31 protein-coding genes are annotated in these 26,647 nt (G+C 54.7%); all 31 read left to right on the forward strand.

Translation table 11 applies throughout. The annotated features are described in order from the left end of the window. Positions 1-3: 3 nt before the first annotated feature. The 31 genes from plsY to MKY96_RS08180 all read left to right on the forward strand — a co-directional run bounded on the left by plsY (position 4) and on the right by MKY96_RS08180 (position 26,168). A complete protein-coding gene (plsY, locus tag MKY96_RS08030) occupies positions 4-621 on the forward strand; it encodes a glycerol-3-phosphate 1-O-acyltransferase PlsY (RefSeq protein WP_340939660.1) in 618 nt (205 codons plus the stop codon). Next, a complete protein-coding gene (locus MKY96_RS08035; RefSeq protein ID WP_340939662.1) occupies positions 614-1,654 on the forward strand; it encodes an NAD(P)H-dependent glycerol-3-phosphate dehydrogenase in 1,041 nt (346 codons plus the stop codon). The genes plsY and MKY96_RS08035 overlap by 8 nt, the downstream gene beginning before the upstream one ends. Before the next feature lie 67 nt (positions 1,655-1,721). Then, on the forward strand, positions 1,722-1,997 hold the full coding sequence (locus tag MKY96_RS08040; protein WP_340939664.1) for a stage VI sporulation protein F: 276 nt from the start codon (positions 1,722-1,724) through the stop codon (positions 1,995-1,997). 202 nt (positions 1,998-2,199) lie between these two features. Then, complete coding sequence (locus tag MKY96_RS08045; protein ID WP_036698144.1) at positions 2,200-2,379, forward strand: DUF2768 family protein; 180 nt, start codon at positions 2,200-2,202, stop codon at positions 2,377-2,379. Between the two features lie 80 nt (positions 2,380-2,459). Then, entirely contained in the window at positions 2,460-3,080 is a 621-nt protein-coding gene (locus MKY96_RS08050; RefSeq protein ID WP_340939667.1) for a hypothetical protein, read from the forward strand. Positions 3,081-3,107: 27 nt separating this feature from the next. Next, entirely contained in the window at positions 3,108-3,476 is a 369-nt protein-coding gene (locus MKY96_RS08055; RefSeq protein ID WP_340939669.1) for a 2Fe-2S iron-sulfur cluster-binding protein, read from the forward strand. Positions 3,477-3,538: 62 nt separating this feature from the next. Then, on the forward strand, positions 3,539-4,288 hold the full coding sequence (locus MKY96_RS08060) for a DUF3939 domain-containing protein (RefSeq protein ID WP_340944493.1): 750 nt from the start codon (positions 3,539-3,541) through the stop codon (positions 4,286-4,288). Positions 4,289-4,722: 434 nt separating this feature from the next. Next, positions 4,723-6,201 carry a stage IV sporulation protein A gene (gene spoIVA / locus MKY96_RS08065; protein ID WP_036727319.1) on the forward strand — a complete coding sequence of 493 codons (1,479 nt, stop codon included), beginning with the start codon at positions 4,723-4,725 and terminating at the stop codon, positions 6,199-6,201. 354 nt (positions 6,202-6,555) lie between these two features. Then, entirely contained in the window at positions 6,556-6,828 is a 273-nt protein-coding gene (locus tag MKY96_RS08070; RefSeq protein ID WP_019909963.1) for an HU family DNA-binding protein, read from the forward strand. 104 nt (positions 6,829-6,932) lie between these two features. Then, positions 6,933-7,181, forward strand: a complete 249-nt coding sequence (gene mtrB / locus MKY96_RS08075) for a trp RNA-binding attenuation protein MtrB (RefSeq protein ID WP_051478165.1) — start codon at positions 6,933-6,935, stop codon at positions 7,179-7,181. A 107-nt stretch (positions 7,182-7,288) separates the two neighbouring features. Next, the gene (locus tag MKY96_RS08080) at positions 7,289-7,828 is read left to right on the forward strand and encodes a hypothetical protein (protein ID WP_340939671.1); all 540 of its coding nucleotides are present in this window, start codon (positions 7,289-7,291) and stop codon (positions 7,826-7,828) included. A 114-nt stretch (positions 7,829-7,942) separates the two neighbouring features. Next, positions 7,943-8,812 (forward strand): heptaprenyl diphosphate synthase component 1, encoded by an 870-nt coding sequence (locus MKY96_RS08085; RefSeq protein ID WP_340939674.1) that lies wholly within the window; start codon positions 7,943-7,945, stop codon positions 8,810-8,812. 3 nt (positions 8,813-8,815) lie between these two features. Continuing rightward, positions 8,816-9,568, forward strand: coding sequence for a demethylmenaquinone methyltransferase (locus MKY96_RS08090; RefSeq protein WP_340939676.1), 753 nt, complete (start codon positions 8,816-8,818; stop codon positions 9,566-9,568). Beyond that, on the forward strand, positions 9,561-10,436 hold the full coding sequence (locus MKY96_RS08095; protein WP_340939678.1) for a UbiA-like polyprenyltransferase: 876 nt from the start codon (positions 9,561-9,563) through the stop codon (positions 10,434-10,436). Before MKY96_RS08090 ends, MKY96_RS08095 begins: the two co-directional genes overlap by 8 nt. Then, positions 10,433-11,035: a UbiX family flavin prenyltransferase gene (locus MKY96_RS08100; protein WP_340939679.1), complete on the forward strand. Its 603-nt coding sequence runs from the start codon at positions 10,433-10,435 to the stop codon at positions 11,033-11,035. Before MKY96_RS08095 ends, MKY96_RS08100 begins: the two co-directional genes overlap by 4 nt. A gap of 3 nt (positions 11,036-11,038) precedes the next feature. Further along, a complete protein-coding gene (locus tag MKY96_RS08105; RefSeq protein ID WP_340939680.1) occupies positions 11,039-11,899 on the forward strand; it encodes a menaquinone biosynthetic enzyme MqnA/MqnD family protein in 861 nt (286 codons plus the stop codon). Next, the gene (locus MKY96_RS08110) at positions 11,896-12,864 is read left to right on the forward strand and encodes a polyprenyl synthetase family protein (RefSeq protein WP_340939682.1); all 969 of its coding nucleotides are present in this window, start codon (positions 11,896-11,898) and stop codon (positions 12,862-12,864) included. The genes MKY96_RS08105 and MKY96_RS08110 overlap by 4 nt, the downstream gene beginning before the upstream one ends. A gap of 111 nt (positions 12,865-12,975) precedes the next feature. Next, positions 12,976-13,419, forward strand: coding sequence for a nucleoside-diphosphate kinase (ndk, locus tag MKY96_RS08115; RefSeq protein ID WP_036727303.1), 444 nt, complete (start codon positions 12,976-12,978; stop codon positions 13,417-13,419). A 27-nt stretch (positions 13,420-13,446) separates the two neighbouring features. After that, on the forward strand, positions 13,447-14,250 hold the full coding sequence (locus MKY96_RS08120) for a CheR family methyltransferase (protein ID WP_340939683.1): 804 nt from the start codon (positions 13,447-13,449) through the stop codon (positions 14,248-14,250). A gap of 108 nt (positions 14,251-14,358) precedes the next feature. Further along, the gene (locus tag MKY96_RS08125) at positions 14,359-14,535 is read left to right on the forward strand and encodes a hypothetical protein (protein ID WP_179090429.1); all 177 of its coding nucleotides are present in this window, start codon (positions 14,359-14,361) and stop codon (positions 14,533-14,535) included. A 182-nt stretch (positions 14,536-14,717) separates the two neighbouring features. Further along, entirely contained in the window at positions 14,718-15,887 is a 1,170-nt protein-coding gene (aroC, locus tag MKY96_RS08130) for a chorismate synthase (protein WP_076079177.1), read from the forward strand. Between the two features lies 1 nt (position 15,888). After that, positions 15,889-16,992, forward strand: a complete 1,104-nt coding sequence (aroB, locus tag MKY96_RS08135; RefSeq protein ID WP_340939684.1) for a 3-dehydroquinate synthase — start codon at positions 15,889-15,891, stop codon at positions 16,990-16,992. Continuing rightward, positions 16,986-17,357, forward strand: a complete 372-nt coding sequence (aroH, locus tag MKY96_RS08140) for a chorismate mutase (RefSeq protein ID WP_076079179.1) — start codon at positions 16,986-16,988, stop codon at positions 17,355-17,357. Before aroB ends, aroH begins: the two co-directional genes overlap by 7 nt. Before the next feature lie 354 nt (positions 17,358-17,711). Then, entirely contained in the window at positions 17,712-19,265 is a 1,554-nt protein-coding gene (gene trpE, locus MKY96_RS08145; protein WP_340939685.1) for an anthranilate synthase component I, read from the forward strand. Between the two features lie 78 nt (positions 19,266-19,343). Continuing rightward, complete coding sequence (gene trpD / locus MKY96_RS08150; protein WP_340939686.1) at positions 19,344-20,384, forward strand: anthranilate phosphoribosyltransferase; 1,041 nt, start codon at positions 19,344-19,346, stop codon at positions 20,382-20,384. Continuing rightward, positions 20,374-21,204: an indole-3-glycerol phosphate synthase TrpC gene (gene trpC, locus MKY96_RS08155; protein WP_340939687.1), complete on the forward strand. Its 831-nt coding sequence runs from the start codon at positions 20,374-20,376 to the stop codon at positions 21,202-21,204. The genes trpD and trpC overlap by 11 nt, the downstream gene beginning before the upstream one ends. Then, positions 21,197-21,877 carry a phosphoribosylanthranilate isomerase gene (locus tag MKY96_RS08160; RefSeq protein ID WP_340939688.1) on the forward strand — a complete coding sequence of 227 codons (681 nt, stop codon included), beginning with the start codon at positions 21,197-21,199 and terminating at the stop codon, positions 21,875-21,877. Before trpC ends, MKY96_RS08160 begins: the two co-directional genes overlap by 8 nt. Further along, complete coding sequence (gene trpB, locus MKY96_RS08165) at positions 21,874-23,073, forward strand: tryptophan synthase subunit beta (RefSeq protein ID WP_340939689.1); 1,200 nt, start codon at positions 21,874-21,876, stop codon at positions 23,071-23,073. The genes MKY96_RS08160 and trpB overlap by 4 nt, the downstream gene beginning before the upstream one ends. Further along, positions 23,070-23,894, forward strand: a complete 825-nt coding sequence (trpA, locus tag MKY96_RS08170; RefSeq protein WP_340939691.1) for a tryptophan synthase subunit alpha — start codon at positions 23,070-23,072, stop codon at positions 23,892-23,894. The genes trpB and trpA overlap by 4 nt, the downstream gene beginning before the upstream one ends. A gap of 23 nt (positions 23,895-23,917) precedes the next feature. Next, positions 23,918-25,015, forward strand: a complete 1,098-nt coding sequence (gene hisC, locus MKY96_RS08175; protein ID WP_340939692.1) for a histidinol-phosphate transaminase — start codon at positions 23,918-23,920, stop codon at positions 25,013-25,015. A gap of 58 nt (positions 25,016-25,073) precedes the next feature. Then, positions 25,074-26,168: a prephenate dehydrogenase gene (locus MKY96_RS08180; RefSeq protein WP_340939694.1), complete on the forward strand. Its 1,095-nt coding sequence runs from the start codon at positions 25,074-25,076 to the stop codon at positions 26,166-26,168. The last annotated feature ends 479 nt before the right edge of the window (positions 26,169-26,647 follow it).

Consider the following 26,647-nt stretch of genomic DNA (forward strand, 5'->3'; position numbering starts at 1 on the left):
GTAGTGGCGTTTGAACTTCTGGTTATCGTTATAAGCTATCTGCTTGGCTCCATCAGCTTCAGTGTACTGCTCGCCCGGCTGCTTAAGGGGATTGATATCCGCCAATATGGAAGCGGCAATGCGGGAGCGACCAATACACTGCGTGTGATGGGGAAGGGACCGGCCATACTGGTGCTGTTTCTGGACGTACTGAAGGGAATTGCCGCAGTCTGGCTTGGCACATGGGCCGGGGGATGGGGAAGCTGGGTCGCAGTGGTCTGCGGACTCGCTGCCATCATCGGGCATAACTGGCCGGTCTATTTTCACTTTCGCGGGGGGAAAGGGATTGCAACGACGATTGGAGTGATGGCTACACTGGTATTCTGGCCTGCACTGATTGCCGGTGCGATTGCCATTCTCGCTATTGTACTTACACGGTATGTCTCGCTGGGCTCGCTGATCTTTGTGGCTCTGACTCCGGTGTGTCTGCTGTTCACGGAGCATACGACGCCGGAGCTATGGGGAAGCCTGGTCATCGTGGTGTTCGCCTTCTGGCGTCACCGCAGCAACATCGTGAAGATCTCGCAGGGCCGTGAGAACAAAATCGGCTCCAAAGCCAAGGAGGGGAATCGCGTTGTCTGATAAAGTAACCGTGCTGGTCGCGGGCAGTTGGGGAACTGCGCTGGCTACTGTGCTGGCGGCTAACCACTCGGAGGTTTATCTGTGGACGCGAAAGCCTGAGCAGGCTGCCGAGATTAACGAAGCACATACGAATCATCATTTCCTGCCGGGGATTAAACTCCCTGGAAATATTATTGCCACCACGGACATGGAGACTGCCGTCTCCGGTTCGAAGGCGGTAGTCATTGTGGCGCCTTCTTCCGGAATGCGCCAGGTGGCGCATAGCCTTAAGCCGTTCTGGAAGGAAGATATGCTCTGCATTCACGCCACGAAGGGCTTCGAGACCGAGACCATGAAGCGGATGTCCACAGTGATCTCGGAGGAGCTGGGCTGCAGCGAAGGCGATATTGTGGTGCTCTCCGGGCCGAGCCATGCTGAAGAAGTGGTACGGCTCTGTCCGACCACGGTCGTCGTGGCTTCGCCGGATGAGAGCCGTGCCAAGGCGGCGCAGGAGCTGTTCATTAACAACGACTTCCGTGTGTATACCAACAGGGATCAGCTAGGGGTAGAGCTGGCTGGTGCACTGAAGAATATTATCGCGCTGGGTGCGGGGCTGTCCGACGGGCTGGGGTTCGGGGATAATGCGAAGGCGGCACTGCTTACCCGCGGCCTGGCCGAGATCTCCCGAGTTGGCGTTGAGATGGGTGCGAATCCCTTAACCTTCTCCGGCCTTGCCGGACTGGGTGACCTGGTCGTAACGGCAACAAGCCAGCACAGTCGCAACTGGCGCGCCGGCTCCATGCTGGGCCAGGGCCAGCCGCTGAATGAGGTGCTGGATTCCATGGGTATGGTTGTCGAGGGCATCCGGACGACAGAGGTGGCTTATGCGATCTCGCTGAAGCTGGGCGTACAGATGCCGATTACCGACCAGATCTATCATGTGCTGTTCAAGGGCAGAACACCGCGTAATGCGGTAGAAGCCCTGATGGGCCGTGACCGTAAGACGGAGATGGAGGCCATCTCCCAGGAGACCTGGGAGCAGTGGCATTCCTGATCACGTTCACCTTTTGCCGGAATATCTCATATGTTGTTAATGGGGATTGACGGAGGAGGGATGAACAGTGAGCAGAGATTTTTCCAAGGATGCTTTGAACGCCATCAACAAGAAGACGGGCAAAAACATTTCGGAAGGTGCCATCAAAAAGCTGGCCGGTACGGTTAAGCCGGGCACCACACAGAATGAAGCCCAGCTCCGCCAGTTAATTAAACAGGTATCAGCTATGGCTAAAGTGCCAGTCAGCGAGGCTACCGTGCAGGAGATCGTCAATACTGTTAAAAAAGGCGGCGCCGGTTCCGGTACGATGGAGTCTTTAATGAAAATGATGCTGAAAAAATAGCATATCCGTGAAGTAAGCCATTCCTGCCGGGATGGCTCCTTTTCAGACTGGGCATAACTCCGGAAGGTAAGCTGATTCCGCGGGTTATGCCCTTTTTTTGGCAGGGGAATCGGCTGATGCTTAAAATTTATACTTAAAAAATGCCGCGATTCACGCTATAATAGTCGCAATCCGGGAAAAGTGAAATGGAGGCGCATGACCTATGGACCCGATGACAAAAATGTGGCTGTCTCTGATTGCGGTACTGATTATGGGCTTATCCGTTTTTTTGATTACTTTTGCACGCAGCAAGACGAAGGGACTGCTTAGAGCTGTTTTATCGGTCATTGCTTTTGTCATCCTGCTGATCGGAGTTCTGGGCGGGGCTGCTTCAATTATGTAAGCATTTACATTATACTCAGGCAGACGTATTTCTGACAGAATCGTTAGTTGATTTTACAGGAATGGGGCGTGTGTAGATTGATGGCCGGTTCAGGAATTCCTTATGTGCTGGAGACGGCACTGGGCAGCATAACGCGGGAGCTGGATGTTATCGGGCCGGGTAAGCCGCCGGTGTGGCTGCTGGGGGGAAGCTGCGGTCTGCTGCTGCACGGGGTTCAGCTGAGTGCTGCTCCGCGCGATATTGACCTCTATTGTGATTTGGAGGATACCGCGCAGCTTCATCGGGCACTGCTGAGATACACTGTCTGTGCACCGGAGGAGGATTATAGCGGAGGCTGTTACTCTCTGCGGGGGCTCTACTTCATCGGGGAGGTGAAGGTTGAGCTGGTGGGCGGATTCAGGATCGGGAGCGGCTCCGGGCAATATGCAGTGGATATCAGCAAGCTGCAGTCCTATGCCCCGAAATGTACATTCGAAGGGAGCGGCCGCCTGGCCCTGATGCCGCTTGTCCATGAGCTGATCTTCAATCTGCTGCGCGGCAGGGAAGAACGCTGCCGGGCTATTGCGGAGCTGATGAAGCGGGATGTAGCCGGTCATCTGCCGCTTCTGGAGCAGCTCATTGCGGAGAATCATCTGGAAGCCGACGGCCTGCAGTCTAGGCTGGACGAGCTGCTGGGGATATCCGAATCTATACGTATATAACCTGATTCGAAGGAAGGAGGCTGTAAGATGAATGCGAAATCGCAAATAACGGTCACTTTCCTTCCGGAACAACGCACAGCTTCTGTCAAGCATGGTGTTACGCTGCTGGAGGCTGTGCGCAAAGCCGGAATCGTCCTGCCTACCCGCTGCGGAGGCAAGGCGGGATGCATGATGTGCAAAGTGTCCGTAGAGCGTACGGATGCCGAGGCACTCAGACCTCCTGCGGAGGCGGAGAAGCGCAAGCTTGGCAGCCTGCTGGATGAAGGCGTCCGCCTGGCCTGTCAGGCCGCTGTATGGGGCGACGTCCATGTGCATATTCCCGAGGACCCGCTGAAGGCGGCTGTACGCCGCAGACTGGAAGCGGCGCGCCGTGGCGAAGCGGAGGACTTATGGTGATGGTTACTCCCGGTGCAAATGCAACCCTGAACGAACAGAGAGGAGCCCTGCGAGTGGACTCTATGCATCTGGTGAAGCTCCGGCAGAGCCGGAATAGGTCTGCGATGCTGCTGCCGCTGCTTGTCCTGCTGATCTTGTCTCTAACCGGCTGCATGTATCCCCGGGAGCAGCAGCAGTCCGGCAGCAGTTACCGCGAGAGTGTGAAGCGGGTGCAGGCGGCGGTCGATGATTATCAGGAGCAGAAGGGGCTGCTGCCGATCTTGACCAGCGATCAGGACACGCCCAGATACGAGAAATTCGTGATTGACCTGAATAAGCTGCAGCAGGAAGGGTACCTGGACGAGATCCCGGCGGCAGCGTTCGAGATGGGCGGGAGCGCCCATTTTCTGGTGCTGGATGAGGAGACGGACCCACAGGTCAAATTAATGGACCTGGTGACCGTGCAGAAGGTTAACGATATCCAGCGCAAGGTGAACCTCTATAAGTCTGCGCACGGCGGGAAGCTTCCGGCAGGGGAGGAGCTGTATCCGGGCCTGGTGTCTATCGATGCCAAACGGGCAGGGACAGGGACAATCAAGCTAAGCAGCGTATATTCGGGCCAGCCGCTCGGGCTGCTGATGGATCGCAGCGGGGCAGTCTATGTTGATTACGGCGAGGATATCTCCTCAGCCATTGATAAGAACGGCAGCAGTCCGGCGGCAGACCGTGACCTGCGTCTGGAGCTTGCGCAGGCCTCCTATTATGTCCCCGTCAAGTCTCTCCCTTATCTGTGGGTGGATGGCCGTCCCGTCCCGCAGGCTCCGCAGGAATAGCAATATACTATTATCAATTAAGGCAGCAGTTCTCCGGGAGCGGGGGATTGTTGCTTTTTTTGATACGGTAAATCTCAGAACGGATAGTAGTTCTAGGCCGCAAGCCGCCCTCATAGACTTGATGAGAAGACTTCCGGGTGTCTTGACGCAGTGGCGAGCTAGAGCGGGTATACGAAATTTCAGATGCAAAAATGCGCGGACGCTGGTCATAAATCCGTTACGGATACATATGATGATACTAGTCCAAATGCATGTCCGAGCATTCGGAGTTTAGCGCGGGGCAACCTTGCTTCGCCTCAGGCAAGTAAGCTAGGCTTCGGGCGGGCAAAGCTTAGTCCGGTGGTTGTCCTGCAAGGGTCAGTTTGCCGGCGGAACGCGAAGTCGATGCTCTTCAGGCATTTTTTCTTCGGAGTAATATGAGGAGGGGATCTCTTTTGGAAAAAGTGGATATTTTCAAGGACATTGCCGAGCGTACCGGCGGAGACATTTATCTTGGCGTCGTCGGCGCGGTTCGCACGGGGAAATCGACATTCATCAAGCGCTTCATGGAAACGATTGTTCTGCCGAACATCACGAGTGAAGCAGACCGGGTAAGAGCGGTCGATGAGCTGCCGCAAAGTGCGGCAGGCAAAACTATTATGACTACGGAGCCTAAATTCGTACCCAACAATGCGGTGCAGATTAAGGTGGCCGAAGGCCTGGAGGTTAACGTCCGGCTGGTCGATTGTGTAGGCTATGCAGTGGAAGGCGCAAAAGGGTATGAGGATGAGAATGGTCCGCGGATGATCTCGACGCCATGGTTCGAGGAACCGATTCCATTCCAGGAAGCGGCTGAAATCGGGACACGCAAGGTCATTCAGGAGCACTCGACTCTGGGTGTGGTAGTGACCACCGACGGTACGATTGCCGAGATTCCACGGAGCTCGTATGTCGATTCCGAAGAGCGCGTGATCGCAGAGCTGAAGGAGGTCGGCAAGCCGTTCGTGCTGGTCATCAACTCCACCCGGCCGCGCAGTGAGGAAGTCCAGCAGCTCCGCAGTGAGCTTGCCCTCAAATATGATATTCCGGTGATGACGCTCAGCGCTGCGAATATGACCGAGGACGATGTGACTGGTGTTCTGCGCGAAGTACTGTATGAATTCCCTGTACATGAAGTTAATGTTAATCTGCCGAGCTGGGTGATGGTGCTGGGCGAGAATCACTGGCTGCGCAGCAGCTATGAGAATTCTGTCCGTGATACCGTGAAGGATATCCGCCGTCTGCGCGATGTGGACCGCCTGGTCTCCCAGTTTACCGAATATGATTTCATCGACCGGGCAGGCCTCAGCGGCATGAACATGGGCCAGGGGGTAGCCGAGATTGACCTTTACGCTCCCGAAGAGCTGTATGATCAGGTGCTGATGGAGGTAGTCGGGGTCGAGATTCGCGGCAAGGATCACCTGCTCCAGCTGATGCAGGACTTCTCCCACGCCAAGCGCGAATATGACCGCTTCTCGGAAGCGCTGGAAATGGTTAAGACCACGGGGTATGGTATCGCCGCACCTTCTCTGGCCGAGATGGCGCTGGATGAGCCTGAGCTGATCCGCCAAGGCTCCCGCTTCGGAGTCCGGCTGAAGGCTACGGCGCCGTCGATCCATATGATCCGGGTGGATGTCGAGTCGGAGTTCTCGCCGATTATCGGTACAGAGAAGCAGAGTGAAGAGCTGGTGCGCTACCTGATGCAGGACTTTGAGAATGACCCGATCAAAATCTGGGAATCCGATATCTTCGGCCGGTCCCTGCATTCCATAGTCCGTGAGGGCATTCAGGGCAAGATCGCGATGATGCCGGACAATGCCCGCTACAAGCTGCAGGAAACGCTGGGCCGGATTATCAATGAAGGTTCAGGCGGCCTGATCGCCATCATCCTCTAAATGAAATAGGCTTGTCCTTTGGAGCGGGAGCTTTTCCCGCTCTTTTGCTATTTCCGGGCCCTTTCGCTGCTAGAGTGGAAAAGGGGAATTCTCCCTGGAAAGCTTCCGTTTTTACGGCATAACTGGTAGTAATAGACTGCGCAATTGCAGCGGAATGAAGGGAAACCTGCTACTTTCTGCTCCTTTTTTGAGGAACGCCTTGAAATTATGGGTGGGCTGTATTACTATAAGTTTGTTGCGCTTCTAGAAGAGAGGTGCCAGTTTCTAGTATTAAACGGGATTATCACGTATATTTTACGTTGAAACGGAAAGAGTGTATGATACCGGAACTTTTAACCAGGGAGGTGAGAAGACATGAATAAATCAGATTTGATCAACGTAGTTACAGAAGCAACTGAACTTCCCAAAAAAGACGCTACGAAAGCGGTAGATGCAGTTTTTGAAGCGATCACAGGTGCACTGCAAAGCGGCGATAAGGTTCAGCTGGTTGGCTTCGGAAACTTTGAAGTGCGCGAACGTTCCGCACGTAAAGGCCGCAACCCGCAGACTGGTGAAGAAATCGAAATTCCTTCAAGCAAAGTACCGGCTTTCAAACCCGGTAAAGCGCTGAAAGACGGAATCAAATAAAGATTTCTACATATCTGCCCCATAGTCCTTGAATACCAACGATGCCGCCTTCCAGGGCGGCATTTGTTTTTGAGAGAGGCTCATAAACTTTGAGGAGGATTACAATGACTGAGAAGAAGAATGAAGTGAATCCTGCACCGTCCGGCAGCGACTATATCGTAGTCAAGGCCAAGGAGAACGGTGTTCAGGTCATCGGGCTGACCAGAGGGCTGGACACACGGTTTCACCATACGGAGAAGCTGGATAAAGGCGAGGTGCTCATTGCCCAATTCACCGATCACACCTCAGCAATGAAAATCCGCGGCAAGGCTGAAATCTGGAGCAAACACGGACAATTAGAGAGTGAAAGCTGAAAAGCAGGCATAGCCTGCTTTTTTTCAAAATATAACTAGATATGGGCCGCTCTGCGGTGCCGTATAATCCTGCATAGCAGCGGAAACTATGAGTAGGGAGGCATGTTATGAACCGGAGCTGGCTGATCGGAACGGCGTTGCTGCTTAGTGCAGCTGTTACCCTGCTGCTGCCGCAACTGGCCGGCAACGTTATAACTGCCCAGAGTAAGTATAGCGCAGTACAGACGATAGGCCCGGATGGCCTGGTACTGGAGAATGACAATCTGGTAGATGCGCTCAGTGAGATTCCCTTCAGTCTGATGATTGACAAGGCAGGCTGGGAGAACGGGGTATTGTCTCTGGATCTCAAGGTGAACGGTGATGCCCACGAACCGCAGGAGCTGTACCGCAACATGGCTCTGGCTATCGGGTTCGCGATTCAGGAGACTTCGAACGTAGACCAGCTGCTGCTGCGTGTGGTGGCAGAGGATAGGTGGCTGGATACCCGCCGCCTGCTCCTTGCCGGTGATATCCGCCGCAGCGAGTGGAGCCCCCTGCTGCAGGAGGCGCTGGAGAACGCAGGCAATTCGCCTCTTCCCGATTCGCTGAAGAACGGCTTCCGCATTAGCGAAAGCGAGCTGTGGAAAAAGCAGTTCATTTATCCCTGAACCGGGTAATTGAAACTAGAAGGCTTCACCCGTGCGTGACAAAAAAACATGTGATATAATAGACAAGATTGTGAACAAAGAGTTTGACAAACGTCAATGGCTTCGGAGGCTAAAATGAAACCGTACCGCATACCGCAACTGGCTAAACCCTACACCGACTACGATATGATTCAGCGGCATACGGAACTGCCGCCGTTCTCAGACGGGCGGGGTCATTTGTTATATATTTTTCTCGGCAGAGGCCGGGGGGCAGACTTCCAGCAGGCAGAGCTGTTCACCCTGGTGACCGGACTCGTCCAGCTTGGACTGGATACCCATGAGAGCATTGACCGGAATCATGAAGAGCCCGGCGGCGATATTATGCGCACCCGCCAGCTGAAGGTTCTGGCCGGTGATTATTTCAGCAGCTGGTTCTACCATCTGCTCGCGAGACACGGTCAGATTGAAATGGTTGGCACATTGAGCGCGGCTATCGCTGATTTCAATGTGATGAAGGCCAATCTTTACGGCAAGATGAGCGGAACGCTTGTCCCGGCCGAACAATACTTGAAGCACACGGTACAGCTCAATATGCGGCTGTTTCTTTCTTTTACACCGATGATCGAAGAGTCCCTTAGAGACATCTGGCAGAAGCTGCTCGCCGAATTCAGCCAGTGTGAGACAGCAGCCCTGGAATTGCGCCGGGGGGCAGCTCCGGCAAGTGCGCTGGAGGGCTATGCTTACTGGAAGGTGATGGAGTCGGCGACCGAAGAGGAGCGTCAGCAGCTTAAGGGGCAGACTCTGGACCCCAAGGATTGGCAGAAGCTGAAGCTGAGATGCAAATGCGATACGCTGCTGACGGACAAGCTGCATACCTCGCTTGCGTCCATTCAGTCGTTATTGCAGGGGATCAGGGACGAGGATCTGGCGGCTCAGCTTAGAGCTGCACTGGACCGCCTGCTTCTGCACATGAAAATTTCCGGACAAGCTGCCGTGGAGGGTTAGAGAATGACAGTAGATAAAGTTACCGTAACAGGCGGGCAGGGCGACAAGCCGAAGGAGCAATTTGTCCATTCGGTATTTGAGAGCATTGCCGGCAAGTATGATCTGATGAATGATATTCTGAGCTTCCGGCGTCATAAGGCCTGGCGGAAGTTCACCATGCGCAAGATGAACATGAAGCGCGGGGACTCGGCAGTAGACCTGTGCTGCGGTACCTGTGATTGGAGCATTGCCCTCGCTGATGCGAGCGAGACCGGAAATGTCATGGGACTGGACTTCAGCGCAGGCATGCTGGAGGTGGGACAGCGCAAGGTGGAGGCGCGCGGACTGCAGGACCGCATCTCCCTGATTCAGGGGAACGCGATGGAGCTGCCGTTCGGTGATAATTCCTTTGATTACGCCACGATTGGCTTTGGACTTCGTAATGTGCCTGATCCCGTTCAGGTGCTGGGCGAGATGAAGCGCGTGGTGAAGCCCGGCGGTATGGTGGTCTGCCTGGAGCTGTCGAAGCCGATGAAGCAGCCGTTCAAAGGTATTTATTATTTTTATTTCCAGCGTGTGCTTCCGCTGCTCGGCAGGCTGTTCGCCAAGCGGTATGAGCAATATAAATGGCTTCCTGAATCACTGGCACTCTTCCCGGACAGGAAGCAATTAGAGGAGATCTTCCGGGATACCGGACTTACAAAAGTGGAATCGTTCCCCTTGAACGGTGGCATCGCGGCGTTACATCTTGGAGTCAAGGAGAACTGTAATGTTTAAGAAAATCGGTATTTTTCTACAAATGATTAAATTTGAGCACACTGTTTTTGCTTTACCCTTTGCCTTTATGGGAGCGTTGCTTGGTTCAGTAGTTATGTTCGGTGAACTGCCCTCCTGGAGCCAGATCGGATGGGTGGTTGTTGCTATGTTCGGCGCACGCAGCGCCGCTATGGGGCTTAACCGGCTGATCGACCGGATCAGTGATGCGAAGAATCCCCGGACAGCGGGAAGAGCCATTCCGGCAGGACTGCTGAAGGTTGGAGAGGTAACGCTGTTCATCGCGTTCTCGTTCTTTTTGCTGTTCTGGGCAGCCTTCAAGCTCAATCCGCTGTCAGCGAAGCTGCTGCCGATTGCTGTTTTTCTGCTGGTCTTCTATTCCTTCACCAAACGCTTCACCTGGGCCTGTCACCTGATTCTCGGACTTACAATTGCCCTTGCGCCGCTCGGCGGGTGGGTTGCGGTTACAGGAACGGTGGACTTGACTGCTATGATCTTTTATTTCACTATCGTATTCTGGACAGCCGGCTTTGATATCATCTACTCCTGCCAGGATGTGGACTTCGACCGCAAGGAGGGGCTGTATTCAATTCCTGTGCGTTTCGGGGTGGCCCGTGCGCTGGGGATTGCCAAGGTCTTTCATCTGCTGACAGCCCTGGGCTTCATCTCTCTGCTGTTCATCACGGAACTGAGCTGGTGGTATGTGGCCGGCATGGTGATTGCTTATATTATTCTGTTCTATGAGCACTACATTGTGTCTCCGGGTGATCTAAGCAAGCTGCAGACCGCCTTCTTCACCATGAACGGTGTACTTAGCATTGTGGTCTTTTCCTTTACTCTGATTGACCTGGTGGTGCAGTTCAACAAATGACCGAACTTACGCCTAAGAACTTCGTGGTTGGCATTACCGGTGCAAGCGGGGCGATCTACGGCATCCGGCTGACAGAGACCCTGCTGTCCCTCGGTTATACAGTACATCTGGTTGTCAGTAATGCAGGCTGGCGTGTCTTCAAGGAGGAGCTGGGTTATGCCGTAACTGACCGGGAAGGACTGCTGAACGAGCAGTTCGGCAGCTATCCCGGTTCTCTTCTGTATCACCCGGTACAGGATATCGGCGCTTCGATTGCCAGCGGCTCCTTCCGGACAGAGGGGATGATTATTATGCCCTGCTCGATGGGAACACTGTCTGCTCTAGCACATGGCAGCTCGGACAATCTGATGACGCGGGCAGCGGATGTCATGCTGAAGGAAGGCCGTCCGCTCGTTCTGGTGCCCCGGGAGACACCGCTGCATGCGATTCACCTGGAGAATATGCTGAAGCTGTCGCGGATGGGCGTCAAGCTGATTCCGGCAATGCCGGCGTTCTATTACGGTCCTGCCACTATGGATGATCTGGTCAATTTCATGGTGGGCAAGGTGCTCGACAGCTTCGGGATTGAGCATACTTTATTTCGCAGATGGGGGGAATGAAGGGTGACAGACCTGAAACACACCGTCATCGGCAAAATCAGCTATACCAATTCATGGCCGGTCTATCATTATTTCGATCCCTCTTCTTTAAGCTTTCCTGCTGAAATGGTGAGTGAGGTGCCAGCTGTGCTTAACCGGGGCATGGCAGCAGGAGATATTCAAGTGGGGGCTTTATCCTCCTTTGCTTACGCAGCGGCCAGCGACCGGCTGCTGCTGCTGCCCGGTCTGTCCGTCAGCGCGGACGGTCCGGTGAGGTCGATATTTCTTTTCTCCAAAAAGCCGTTACAGCAGCTTGGCAGCGGAACGATAGCCGTGACGAATACTTCGGCTACCTCGGTCAATCTGCTGAAGATCCTGATGCACAAGGCCTTAGGCACTAGCCCGGAGTACATTAGCAGCGATCCCGATCTGAACACCATGATGCAGCAGGCGGATGCCGGGCTCCTGATCGGTGACCATGCCATCCGCGCCTCCTGGCAGGATCAAGGCTATGAAGTAACGGATCTGGGCGAGCTGTGGAAGGAATGGACGGGCCACAGTATGACCTTTGCTGTATGGGCGGTCAACCGCAGGGCTGCGGCCCGGAATCCTGAGGCCATTGCCGAGATTGCTGAAGCCTTCGAGCGGAGCAAGAGACGCGGCCTGAATGAGCTGGGACCGGTAATTCACGAAGCCTGCTGCACGATCGGGGGCACGGCCTCCTATTGGAGAGATTACTTCCGTAATTTATGTTATGACTTTGGGGAAAGGCAGCAGGAAGGTCTGAACCTCTATTTCCGCTATGCCTATGAAATGGGCCTGCTGCCGCAGGAAGTGAAGATGGAGCTTTGGAGCCACAATCTGCTGACACGGGTGAAAGAATGAAGCGACTGCAAATATTCGGCTTGCTGAACAAAGATATGGATCAGATTGAGAAAGAGCTGTACCGCAGTGTCCAGGGGGATGATGACCTGCTGAGCGAGACCTCGCTGCATCTGCTGAGAGCCGGGGGCAAGCGGCTCCGGCCGGTATTCGTTCTGATGGGCGGCAAATTCGGGACCTATGATCTCGATAAGCTGAAGCGCGTCGCGATTCCGCTGGAGCTGATTCACAGCGCCTCACTGGTCCACGATGATGTCATTGACGATGCGGAGCTCCGGCGGGGAGAGCCTACCGTCAAGGCGAAATGGGGCGACAAGATCGCCATGTACACCGGCGACTATATTTATGCCAAGGCACTCGTGATGACATCAGGACTGAAGAATCCCCTGATTCATCAGATTCTCTCCAAAGCCATGGTAGAGATGTCCATCGGAGAGATGGAGCAGATCCGCGACTTCTTCAACAGCGGACAGAGCGTGCGCCACTACCTGCGGAGAATCCGCCGGAAGACAGCGCTGCTGATTGCCGTCAGCTGTCAGCTTGGCGCTCTGGCTGCAGATGCGGAGCCGGGAACGGCCAGGCTCCTCTATAATTACGGATATAACGTTGGGATGGCGTTTCAAATCCGTGATGATCTGCTCGATCTCTCCGGAACAGAGAAGCAAATTGGCAAGCCGCCCGGAAGCGACATGCGTCAGGGGAATATCACTCTGCCTGTCATCTACAGTCTGCAGGATGAGCGGCTCCGCGGCCGCCTGCTGGAAGAGCTTGCAGCGATTCGTGAAGGGAACAGCGGGGTCGGCCGGGCGATCGATCTGATTCTCTCTGGCGACGGGATTTCCCGTGCGGAGGAGCTGGCCTCCCGTTATATCGCCAAGGCGCTGGATGCGCTGGAGCAGCTGCCAAGCAACCGGACCAAGCGCAATTTGCGCGATATCGCCTTTTTCGTGACTGGCCGGGCTTATTGAAAATATAAGAACTCCACTGCAAATTTACGTTCACAGATGCCGGGGTTTCTGATAATATCAGACCATAAACAGCCTATTCATTTAGAATAAGGGGAATTGGAGAGTGACTCTATGGAACAAACGTATCTGATGATCAAACCGGATGGTGTACAGCGCGGACTAATCGGACGCATCGTTGCCCGCCTGGAAGACAAGGGATTCAAGCTGGTCGCTGCCAAGCTGATTACCGTTACTGAGGAGCAGGCCAAGAAGCATTATGCGGAGCATGACGGCAAGGATTTTTTCCCGGAGCTGGTAAGCTTCATTACCTCCGGCCCTGTGTTCGCCATGGTGTGGGAAGGCGATGATGTCATCGCATTATCCCGTCTCCTGATCGGCAAAACCAAAGTCGGTGAGGCCCTGCCGGGCACCATCCGCGGGGATTATGCCAGCCATACTCCGCTTAATCTGATCCACGGATCGGATTCGCCGGACAGCGCAGCACGTGAGATCGCCAATTTCTTCGCTCCGGATGAGCTGGCACAGTATCATAAAGACATCGCGGCCTGGATGTAAGATCCGGGCAGGAGACAGGAGATTATTATGGCTGAACGTGAAGAATCCTCATTAACCCCGGACCCTGATTACACCGGATTTATTCATAATATCAAACAAAGCACAGGCATTGACCTTGCGCAGTATAAGGAAGCACAGATGAAGCGGCGGCTGACGACGCTCCGTATGAAGAACGGCTACAATACCTTTAATGAGTTCTATGCGGCAATGATGAAGGACAAGGCTCTGTTCTATGAGTTCCTGGACCGCATGACGATCAATGTCTCCGAATTCTGGCGGAATCCGAACCGCTGGGAAGTGCTGAGGGATGTGATTCTGCCGGATCTTCAGCGCTCCGGCCGCAGACTGAAGCTATGGAGTGCCGCCTGTTCCACAGGTGAAGAGCCTTATACGCTGGCGATGATTCTCTCGGACAAGAATATTCTGGCCCAGACCGGCATTCTGGCTACAGATATTGATGACGGGGCGTTGGCCAAAGCGAAGCAGGGGATCTATCTGGAGCGCTCCTTGAAGGATGTGCCCAAAGATGTGGCAGACCGGTATTTTACACCGGATGGCCCGGTCTTCAAGGTCAGTGAAGGACTGAAGAAGAATATCGATTTCCGCAAGCAGAATCTGCTGCTGGATAAATTCGACGAAGGCTTCGATCTGATTATCTGCCGCAATGTCATGATCTACTTCACCGAAGAAGCCAAGAATAAGCTGTATCACAAATTCTCGGCCAGTCTGCGTCCCGGGGGCTATCTGTTCGTGGGCAGCACGGAGCAGATATTCACACCTGCGCAGTATGGCTTCGAGTCGACCGAAACCTTCTTTTACCGGAAGAAATAGCCGTAGTCTGCTGGAGTCTCCCTTGGTGCAGGGTATACTTTAGGCGCTTTTCAGTGATACTGGGAAGTAGGAAGAAACCTAACGCCAAGTGAAAGGTCGTTAACCCAGATGGACAAAAGCAAGGTCATCACCGCCTACCGGCGGGGGTTCCTCACTGTCCGCGAATGCGGGCAGATTCTCGGCATTGAGGAGCTGCAGCTCCAGAGCCTGCTTACTGCGGAAGAGGGCAGAACCGGCGGCCGCCTTCCGGCACCAGGCAGCGACAGTCTGGAGACAGGCTCCTGAACGGGGAGCACAGCAGCGCCGCTTCTACTCGAAAGAGCAGGAGCGGCGCTTGTTTTGTTCTGCTGGACGCAGCGGGCCGGGCTATTGCTTTCTTGTCAAAGCGGAGAGCCTATACTATAATAAGCAAAGACATTTAACATTTTAGCGGTTTACAGTCCAAAAGTGTGAAGGGGGAACGCAGCATGAGTTTACGCTATTTAACAGCGGGGGAGACGCACGGCCCCCAGCTTACAGCCATTATTGAGGGATTGCCCAGTAATTTGACACTTGACTTTGAAGAGCTTAATTTCCAGCTGCACCGGAGACAGAAGGGCTACGGCCGCGGACGCCGGATGCAGATTGAGAAGGATACTGCCCAGATTGCCGGCGGTGTACGCCACGGCTATACTACCGGAGCTCCTGTAGCGCTCATTGTGGAGAACAAGGACTGGACACACTGGAAGAACATTATGAACATTGAGCCGATTCCGGGCAGTGACGAAGAGAAGCGCCGGGTGAACCGTCCGCGTCCCGGTCATGCGGACCTGAACGGCGGACTTAAGTATAACCATACCGATCTGCGTAACGTGCTGGAGCGCTCCAGCGCCCGTGAGACGGCAGCAAGAGTGGCTGTAGGCGCGGTTGCCCGTCAGCTGCTTGCAGCCTTCGGAGTGAAGATTGCCGGACAAGTCATCCGGATCGGAGAGATTGAAGCACCTGCCAACGATCTGCCTATAGATGAGCTGATTGCCCGGACTGAAGAATCCTCTGTGCGGGTAGTGGACAAGGAGACGGAGCAGAAGATGGAGGCTTACATAGACAAGATCAAGGAAGAAGGCGACTCCATCGGCGGGATTGTGGAATGCATTGTCGAAGGTCTGCCTATTGGTCTTGGCAGTTATGTACAGTCCGACCGCAAGCTGGATGGTGCCATCGCAGGAGCTGTGATGTCGATCAATGCCTTCAAGGGCGTGGAGATCGGGATCGGCTTCGAAGCCGGGAAGCTGCGCGGCTCACAGGTCCATGACGAGATTATGTATGAAGCCTCGAAAGGGTACTTCCGGGCGAGCAACCGGCTGGGCGGGTTCGAAGGCGGAATGACCAATGGAATGCCGGTGGTCGTCAGAGGGGTAATGAAGCCTATTCCGACGTTGTACAAACCGCTGCAGAGTGTGGATATCGACACGAAGGAGCCGTTCACAGCCCAGGTGGAGCGCTCAGACGCCTGTGCCGTTCCGGCAGCTTGTGTCGTACTGGAGAGTGTAGTAGCCTGGGAGATTGCCAAGGCGTTCCTGGATAAATTCGGCGGTGATTCTCTGGAAGAGATCCGCGCGAACTACAATAATTACCTGGCTCAGCTGGAGAGCTACTAAGATGCGCAGCATTACTGTTGACTTAGGGGAACGTTCTTATCCGATTTATATCGGCAGCGGTCTGCTGCAGAGTATCGGCGAACGCTGCACCGAAGCCGGATTCGCGCAGCGCAGCCCGCTGCTGGTGGTCAGTGATACCGAAGTAGCGCCGCGATATCTGGAGCAGGTGGAGACTTCCCTCCGCAGCAGCGGATATACGGTGGTCAGCCATGTCATTCAGGCGGGCGAAGCTTCGAAGTCACTGGCCGTCTATGAAGAAGTCATTTCCACAGCCATTCAAGGCGGTCTGGACCGCAGCTCCGCCGTGCTGGCGCTTGGCGGGGGTGTCGTCGGCGATCTGGCCGGCTTCGTTGCTGCATCTTATATGCGGGGAATCGGGTTCATGCAGATTCCAACGACCATTCTCGCCCATGACAGCAGTGTAGGCGGCAAGGTGGCCGTTAACCATCCGCTGGCCAAGAATATGCTGGGCGCCTTTTATCAGCCGTCTATGGTGTTATATGATCTGGACACCTTAGCTACGCTTCCGCCCCGGCAGGTCGCTTCAGGCCTGGCTGAGGTGGTCAAGCACGGGCTGATTCTGGACCGTGAGTTCGCTTACTGGTGCCAGGAGCATGCGGACAAGCTGCTGGCACTGGACCCCGAGGCGCTGGGATATGCGCTGGAACGCGGCTGTGCCATCAAGGCGGAGGTAATCGGTGGTGATGAACGCGAGCACGGACAGCGTGCGATTCTGAATCTGGGGCATACCATCGGACATGCCATTGAAGCTGTCGGAGGCTATGGGACCTTCCTGCACGGAGAGGCGATTGCAATCGGGATGGCCGGATCTGCTCTGCTCGCAGCGAAGCTGGGCCGGGACAGACAGATCTACGAGGACACAGTGTCCATGCTCAACGCCTTGTCGCTGCCCACCCGGCTTCCTTCGCAGTACAGCGGGGAAGCGCTGATGGAAGCGATGATGCATGACAAGAAATTCAAGGAAGGCCGAATGACTTTTATCGTGCCGGAGGCCATTGGTGAAGTAAGTATCATCAGTGATGTGCAGGCAAGCGATGTCTCAGAAGTCATAGCCCAGCTTAAGAAGGAGGGGAGCCCATGGTGAACCGGGGCATACGCGGTGCAACGACCGTAACCCAGAATGAAGAGACGGAAATTTTACGTGAAACGGTGATCCTGCTGAGGGAAATTGTGGAGCGCAATGATGTGATCGCAGAGGATATCTGCAGTGTGTGGATTACGATGACTGCTGATCTGGATGCAACCTTCCCGGCAAGGGCGATCCGTGAGATTGAAGGCTGGGAGATGGTTCCGCTGATGTGTTCCGTGGAGATCCCTGTGAAGGGCAGCCTGCCGAATTGCATCCGCCTGATGGTGCAGGTGAACACCGACAAATCCCAGCGCGATATCCGTCATGTGTATCTGAATGAAGCCCAGCGGCTTCGCCCGGATCTCTCACAGAGCAAGTAATAAATTATAGCCCGCGGGGTTGTCAATGACTACCGTCATCATGTATAGTGAAGTTAGCCGAGTAAAGCAGAGTTTAGAATGAGTTGAGTAGAGTATAGTTGAGCTGAGTGTAGGACCTATTGCAGAGCAGACCCTTGATTGTCAGTGTTCTTTTTTGGCATACCTGTATAGCCGTAGCTTATGATGAGTTGCATCTGCGCTATCCCTGTATCCATGGAGGAATCTCTAGCATTCGATTGGGTTCATGACGGTCCGAGACGCTAATTCACATACTGACTATCAACAAACCTCTACTCCGGTAGAGGTTTTTCTGTATTTCGGACAATATCCGTTATCCCCTAGGAGGTTACCCAAGTGACGAATCCGAGCATTGAAGAAGTGGTGTCGCTGTCGCGTGAATACAATCTGATCCCGGTCGTAACAAGATTGCTGGCTGATATGGAAACGCCGATCCGGCTGTTCCAGCGGTTTGCCGAGCAGGATCGCGCATTTTTGCTGGAGAGTGTAGAGGGCGGCATTCAATGGGCGCGTTATTCTTTTATCGGCAGTGATCCGTTCCTGATGATCTCCGGCAAAAAGGGGAAGATCCAGGTGGAGGTTGGCGGCGAGAAAAAACAGTTGTCCGGCAAACCTGTCGAGGAGCTGAAAGCGCTGCTCCGTTCCTACCGCAGTCCCAAGCTGGACGGTATGCCGCCGTTTACGGGCGGAGCCATCGGATTCTTCGGCTATGATCTGCTGCAGTATTATGAGAAGCTGTCCGCACATGCGGTAGATGACCTGAATATGGATGACATCCGCTTTATGTTCTGTGACCGCATTATCGTCTTCGATCATGTGAAGCAGCAGATCCTGCTGGTGGGGAATCTTCATATTAAGGATGGCGATACGGATTCGGATATCCGGGCGAACTACGAGGAACTGAGCAACCGCTTAGTGAGTCTGGCCGAGGAGCTGCAAAAGGAAGGCCCGAAGGAGAACGTCAACCGCCGCAGCATTCCGCAGGATATCGAGCTGGGAGAGATTCACTCGAATCTCACCAAGGAGCAGTATATAAGTAACGTAGAGCAGGCCAAAGAATACATCCGTGCCGGTGATATCTTCCAGGTGGTGCTGTCACAGCGGATGCATATCGAGACCGAGGTCTCTCCGCTGCATGTGTACCGGATGCTGCGCATCCTGAACCCATCCCCTTATATGTATTATCTGAAAATGGATGAGGAGATCATCGTCGGTACCTCGCCGGAAGCGCTGGTCAAGGTGGACGGCGGACGGGTGGAGACCCGGCCGATTGCCGGAACCCGGCCGCGCGGAGCGAGCGCGGCAGAGGATCATCAGCTCGCCGCAGAGCTGCTGGAGGACGAGAAGGAACGTGCGGAGCATCTCATGCTGGTCGACCTGGGCCGCAATGATCTGGGGCGGGTCTCGAAATTCGGCAGCGTGAAATGCAATACATTTATGGAGATCGAGAAATACTCGCATGTCATGCATCTGGTCTCGAATGTGACCGGAACGCTGGCAGAGGATAAGGATTTCTTCGATGCCTTCCTCTCCTGCCTTCCGGCCGGTACGGTATCAGGAGCGCCGAAGCTTCGGGCGATGGAGATTATTGCCGAGCTGGAGCGGGAAGCCCGCGGCGCTTATGCCGGAGCGATCGGCTATCTCGGCTTCTCCGGGAATATGGATTCCTGCATCACGATCCGGACGATTATCTTCCGCAAAGGCCGCGCTTATGTGCAGGCCGGAGCAGGAATCGTCTGGGATTCTGTGCCGGAGAAGGAATATGAGGAGACAGTGAACAAGGCCAAGGGAATGCTGAAGGCAATCCGTATGGCGGAAGCGATGTTCCCCGCTGAAATGAAGGAGAAGCAGGTCATCAACCAGGATTATATGTATGAATATACCCCGTGAACCGGGAATTAGCAGAGACGAGATCAGAAGAGCAGAGAATGCTCCATAAAACTTAAAAATTTTAGGAGGACATGAACTATGGACGCAAGCCAGTTACTACAATCAGGAATTGCCGGTTTAATCGAGGGAAAGGATCTTACCCGTACGCAGGCCCGCGAGATTATGGGCACGATTATGGAAGGTGCAGCTTCACCCGCGCAGATCGGATCGCTGTTGACCGCGCTGCGGATCAAAGGCGAGACCGTTGAAGAAATCACCGGCTTCGCAGAGGCGATGCGCGGTTTCGGCACACAGGTGCTTACCGAGCGGAGCCAGCTGCTGGATACCTGCGGCACGGGCGGCTCCGGTATTCATAAATTCAATATCTCCACAGCTTCGGCGATCATCTCTTCTGCTGCTTCTGTGAGAGTAGCGAAGCACGGCAACCGTTCGGCGTCCGGCAGAGCGGGCAGTGCAGATGTGCTGGAGGCGCTCGGCGTCAATATTCATCTGAATGCAGAGCAGGCGCGGCAATGTCTGGACAGTATCGGCATCTGCTTCCTATTCGCTCAAATCTATCATCCGTCCATGAAGCACGCAGCTGCTCCCCGCCGTGAGCTGGGGGTACGGACCGTATTCAATATGCTCGGCCCGCTGACCAATCCGGCAGGCGCGGACCGGCAGCTTATGGGTATCTATGACCTTAATAAGACAGAGATTGTCGCTAAGGTTCTGGGTGAGCTCGGCTCCAAGCGGGCGATGATTGTCAGCAGTCTGGACGGCCTGGATGAGATCAGCATCTCGGCACCGACGCAGGTCTCCGAGCTGAAGCAGGGCGTAGTCACCACCTACGAAATTACACCGCAGGAGCTTGGCCTCAGCCAGCATCCGCTGGAGGATGTCATGGGCGGCGATGCCGCAGAGAATGCGGCGATTATCACTACAGTGCTGGAGGGTAATATCAATCCGTACCGTGATATCGTACTGGCTAATGCCGGGGCCTGCATCTATGTCGCCGGTCTTGCGGATACACTGAAGGAAGGCGTGGACCGTGCCAGAGAGGTTGTGGATTCAGGGGCGGCCCTTCGCAAGCTGGAACAGTTAAAAGCGATGACAAAGGAGCTTGATTATGTATCTTGACCGGATTGTTGCCACGAAAGTGAAAGAGGTAGAAGCGTTAAGCCAGCAATTCTCGCTCGCCGCGGCGGAGCGCTCCATTGCCGCATTGCCTGTTACCAGAGGCTTCCGCAGCGCTCTGACTGAACGCCGGAACCGGGAGATGGGGCTGATCGCCGAGGTGAAGAAGGCCTCGCCGTCCAAGGGGCTGATCCGGGCCGATTTTGATCCGGTGACGATTGCCCGGGGCTATGAAGCGGGAGGCGCCGATTGCCTGTCCGTGCTGACGGACAAGGATTATTTTCAGGGCAGCGGTGTGTATCTGCAGCAGGTAAGAGAGGCGGTGCAGCTTCCACTGCTGCGCAAGGACTTCATCATCGATGAGAAGCAGATCTATGAGGCCCGCCTGCTTGGTGCGGATGCGATTCTGCTGATTGCGGCCATTCTGACCCCGCAGCAGCTCGCCGGGTTCACCGACTCCGCTGCCGCGCTTGGACTCGATATCCTGATTGAGGTCCATGACCGCACTGAACTGGAGACGGTATTGTCTACGGGTAAGGCTGAACATCCCGGGGTTCTGCTGGGCATCAATAACCGGAATCTCAAGACGTTCGAAACCTCACTCTCCGCTACGGAGGAGCTGGCAGCCTTGCTGCCCGCCGGTCTTCCCGTAATCAGCGAGAGCGGGATTACCGGTCCGGAGGATATTGCGTATCTCCGCAAGACCCGGGCAACCGGTGTGCTGGTCGGAGAATACCTGATGCGCCAGCCGGATGTAGAGCAGGCGGTCCATCAGCTGCTCGGTCCGCTTCCTGCCGGGAAGGACCGTGTGCAACGTGACTGAAACTCTCGTAAAAATCTGTGGACTTCAGGGCGTTGAAGTGCTAAAATCTATGAATAGTTTGCCGCTCGATTACGTGGGCCTGGTGTTTGCGCCCAGCCGCCGCAGGGTTACTATTGATGTGGCTGCGGAGCTAATTGCAGAGCTGGGCAACTGGAAGTCTGAGCCTGCGCCCCGCCCGGTGGGCGTATTCGTTAACCCCGGCCTGTCCGAGCTGGCAGAGCTGCTGAGAACTGTACCGCTGGATGTTGTGCAGCTTCATGGACAAGAGAGCCCGCAGTTCTGCGCGGAGGTCAAGGAGGCTTTTCCCCAGGTTAAGGTCTGGAAGGCCCTTTCGGTTGCCGGACGTAATCCTGATGCAGGGGATGAGGTTCAAGCTCTGCTGGACAGCTATGCGGGCACCATTGATGCGCTGCTGCTGGATACCTATGACCCGCAGGAGCGCGGCGGTACCGGCCATACATTTGATTGGGAGCAGATTCCCTTATACCAGCAAGCGGCGGCGAAGCATGCGCTGCCTTTATTTATAGCCGGAGGCTTGCATCCGGACAATGTGAACGAGCTGCTGGACGGCTATGCCCCTTATGGCGTGGATGTCTCCAGCGGAGTAGAGAGTAACGGCAGTAAGGACATTGCCAAAATGACAGCTTTCGTAGAAAGGGTGAAGCAATCATGATACAAGTACCGGACAAAAATGGACGTTTTGGTTCTTTTGGAGGCCGCTTCGTTCCTGAGACCTTGATGACTGCACTGATTGAGCTGGAAGAGGCTTACAATAAATTCTCGGCAGACCCGGCCTTTCAGAAGGAAATCGATTATCTGCTTAAGCAGTATTCGGGCCGCGAGACCCCGCTGTATTATGCAGAGCGGCTAAGTAAGGAGCTTGGCGAAGCCAAGATCTATCTGAAGCGGGAGGACCTCAATCATACCGGCGCCCACAAGATCAACAACGCTATCGGACAAGGCATCCTGGCTAAAATGATGGGTAAAACCAAGGTGATTGCCGAAACCGGCGCAGGCCAGCACGGAGTAGCGACAGCTACGGTAGCCGCCTTGCTCGGAATGGAATGCAAGGTGTTCATGGGTGAAGAGGATACCCGCCGTCAGGCGCTGAATGTCTTCCGCATGAAGCTGCTCGGGGCAGAGGTTATTCCGGTGACCTCCGGCTCCAGAACGCTGAAGGATGCCGGGAATGAGGCGCTCCGCTACTGGGTAAGCAATGTGGAAGATACGTTCTATGTGCTTGGCTCTGCGGTTGGTCCCCATCCGTATCCGATGATGGTCCGCAACTTCCAGCGGATTATCGGGGATGAGACCCGCCGCCAGATTCTGGAGGCGGAAGGGCGTCTGCCGGATTTGCTGGTTGCCGCAGTAGGCGGAGGCAGCAATGCTATCGGCATGTTCTACCCGTTCATGGAGGATGAGCAGGTGGCGATGATTGGTGTTGAAGCTGCCGGTAAAGGCGTAGACACTCCGTTCCATGCCGCAACCATGAGCAAGGGAAGCCATGGCGTGTTCCAGGGCTCGCTGAGCTATCTGCTGCAGGATGAGCATGGACAGGTCATCGAGGCCCATTCCATCTCGGCCGGACTCGATTATCCGGGCGTGGGGCCAGAGCATTCCTATCTCAAGGACATTCACCGTGCCCAGTATGTGCCGGTCACCGATGCGGAAGCGCTGGATGCGCTGAAGCTGCTCTGCGTGACGGAAGGGATTATTCCCGCTCTGGAATCAGCTCATGCCATTGCCCATGTGGTGAAGCTCGGCAAGACGCTGACCAAGGATGATATTGTGGTGATCTGCCTGTCGGGCCGCGGCGACAAAGATGTGGAATCCATTATGGCTTATACGGAAGGGGCGGAGCAGCAATGACAACTGAAACGACAAACCGGATGGACCTGACGTTTAACCGGCTGAAGGCGGAAGGACGTACCGCCCTTATTCCGTTCCTTACCGTAGGCGATCCTGATCTCGAGACTACGCTTGATATTATTGCCGAGCTGGAGGCAGCCGGAGCGGATATCCTGGAGCTTGGCGTTCCTTACTCCGATCCGCTGGCCGATGGTCCGGTCATCCAGCGGGCGTCCGCAAGAGCGCTGCGCAGCAAGGTTCATCTCCGCACCTGCATGGAGACGGCGCTGAAAGCACGGCAGGCAGGCAGCGGGCTGCCGTTCATCCTGTTCACGTATTATAATCCGGTGCTGCAGATGGGGCTGGATACGTTTTTTGCGCAGTTGAATGCCCATGAGATCAGCGGGCTGATCATCCCTGACGTGCCGGTGGAGGAATCGGAGGACCTGCGTGCACGCAGCCGTGCCGCCGGAGTGAATCTCATTCCGCTCGTGGCCCCGACCTCCAGCGAACGGATTGCCCGGATCGTATCCGGCGCCAGCGGCTTCGTCTATTGCGTATCCTCGCTCGGTGTAACCGGGGAACGCTCAAGCTTCCACAGCGGAGTAGATGAGTTCATTGCGTCCGTGCGCCGGTCTACGGACCTGCCTGTCGCTGTAGGATTCGGGATCTCCACTGGAGAACAGGTATCCCGTTTTGCCAAGATCTGTGATGGTGTAGTAGTCGGTAGCGCCATTGTCCGCAAGGTGGAGGAGGTTATTCCCCTGCTGTCCCAGCCGCAGACGAGAAGCGCCGGACTGTTGCAAATTCGTGAATTTGTGGCACAATTAAGACCTAATTAATATTTGGAGAGCGAGGATCACCCATGAATCCAAAACCGAATATCGTTGACCTTCCTGTCTACAAGCCGGGGAAGCCGATTGAAGAAGTCAAGAAGGAGCTGGGCTTAAGCGAAGTCATTAAGCTGGCATCCAACGAGAACCCTTACGGGGCTGCACCAAGTGCGAAGGCCGCTATTGTAGCGGAGCTGGATAATCTCTTTTTATACCCGGACGGCTCTGCCGCTGAGCTGACGGCGACGCTGGCTAAGCATCTGGGCGTGGCGGGTGAGCGTATTATTTTCGGATGCGGATCTGACGAGATTATTGCGCTGATTGCCCGTGCCTTCTTCCTGCCCGGTGACGAGACGATTATGGCCGATCAGACCTTCTCCGTATATAAGAGCAATGCGGATATCGAAGGGGCTGTGACTATAGAAGTCCCGCTTAAGGACGGAACGCATGATCTGGATGCGATGCTGGCGAAGATTACCGGCCGGACCAAGATCGTCTGGATCTGTAATCCCAACAATCCAACCGGTACCATTGTGCCCGAGGACGCGCTGATTTCGTTCCTGGATGCAGTACCTGCCGGCGTGATGGTAGTCCTGGATGAAGCCTATTACGAATATGTAACGGATCTCAGCTACACCGACGGCATTAAGCTGATCGACAAATATCCTAATCTGGTAGTCCTTCGTACCTTCTCCAAGATCTATGGTCTTGCGGCGCTCCGTATCGGCTATGGGGTGGCCAGCAGCCAGGTAATCTCCCTGATTAATCAGGTGCGCGAGCCGTTCAATACGACCCGCCTGGCTCAGGTGGCGGCGGTGGCGGCACTCTCCGATCAGGAATATGTGCAGCAGTGCCGTGCGCTTAACAGTGCAGGGATTGTGCAGCTTGAGGCGGAATTCGCGCGTCTCGGGCTTACGTCGTTCCCGGCTCACGGGAATTTCATTATGGTGGATGTACGCAAGCCGGCTGCTGAAGTCTTCGATACGCTGCTGCGTCAAGGAATCATCGTCAGAACAGGCTTCCACCGGTATCCGACCTACCTGCGGGTGACCATCGGCTCCGCCGAGCAGAACACAGCCTTCGTAGCTGCCCTGGAGCAGGCGCTGAAGGAGCAGGAAGTTCGCGCATAACCGTGAGGGCTCAGAAGCTGGATTGACGATACCACAGAAGGCAGGTAGTACTAAGAACATGACGACAAAAATAGCAATTTTCGGTGTCGGCCTGATCGGCGGCTCACTGGCCCTATGCTTCAAAGGCAAGGAGGGTCTGACCGTTGTAGGCCATGCCCACCGCCCTGAATCTGCTGCCAAATATGTGAGCAGAGGTGTGGTTGATCAGGCTACATTATCACTTGAGGAAGCTGCACTGGATGCGGATTATATTTTTCTGTGTGTGCCGGTAGGCATGCTTGAGGACTATCTTCAGCGGTTAAGCAAGCTGCCGCTGAAGCCGGGCTGCATCATTACGGATGTCGGCAGCACCAAGGCCAGCATCGCGGAGTGTGCCCTTACACTGGATATTCCCGGTGTACATTTCATCGGAGGCCATCCTATGGCCGGATCGGAGCGCTCGGGAGTAGAAGCTGCCTCCTCCTTACTGTTCGAGAATGCGTACTACGTGCTTACGCCCCCGCCGGGTGTACCTGAAGCGGCATATCAGGCACTGGAGTCGCTCTTGCTGCATACGAGAGCGCAGATTGTCCGGCTTGATCCGGAGCGTCACGATGAGATTGTTGGAGCGATCAGCCATCTGCCGCATATTATTGCGGTAGCCCTGGTGAATCAGATTCATGCCTACGATCATTCGGACTCCTTGTATAGCACGCTGGCTGCCGGGGGCTTCCGTGATATTACCCGCATTGCCTCGAGCGATCCGATCATCTGGCGCGATATTCTGCTGAATAACCGCTCTGTGATGCTGCGGCTGCTGAAGGACTGGAACGACGAGGTGTCCTCATTCATCCATCTGCTGGAGAGCGGGGATGGCGCAGGAATCGAGTCGGCCTTCCAGGAGGCGAATCAGTTCCGCAGCCAGCTTCCTGAGCGGCGGAAGGGAATGATCATTCCGCTGTTCGATCTGCATATTGATGTTCCCGATCACCCCGGCATTATCGGCCGGATTGCTACGGAGCTGGGCGACCAGGGCATCAACCTTAGCAACGTGCAGATTATTGAGAGCCGCGAGGATGTTCCAGGGATCATGCGCTTGTCCTTCCGCCAGGAGAACGATATGGAGCGGGCCAGAATTCTGCTGCAGGAGAATGATTATACCGTATATATGTAAAAGTAGAGCCGGGGCCGGATGCCTCGGTTCTTATTTATTTAATAGAGCAAATCCAACTGCTATCAGATGATGCCCCGGCTCCGGCAGTATACAAGCGGCGAGTAAATACCCAAATGTTCGTAAAAATGGACAAAAAAAAGACCGCTTACATAATAAGCGGTTACAGTTCACAATTTCTTGGAACCGTGTAGTGTTTGGATAGGAGTGGAGAGAAACCATACTGTACTTTTATTATATGTATCCGTTTACATATTGTCAACACTTTATTTAAAGAAAAAAAGACCGCTTTCATCGGACTGTCTGCGCATCTCTCAAAGTCTATTAATTTCCTCCCGTTAGAAACTATGCTATACTGGGTTAAGTATGTTTATAGATTCCTTCCAAGTATAGGTAACCGCTTGCTGAACAAGTGGAGACGGGCTGTGTTGTCCTGTAAGGAGAATGCTGCCATTCTTCTGTCTACAAAAGGAATTGAAGGT

It is taken from the genome of Paenibacillus sp. FSL R7-0302, assembly GCF_038006885.1.
GTDB lineage: Bacteria > Bacillota > Bacilli > Paenibacillales > Paenibacillaceae > Paenibacillus_AQ.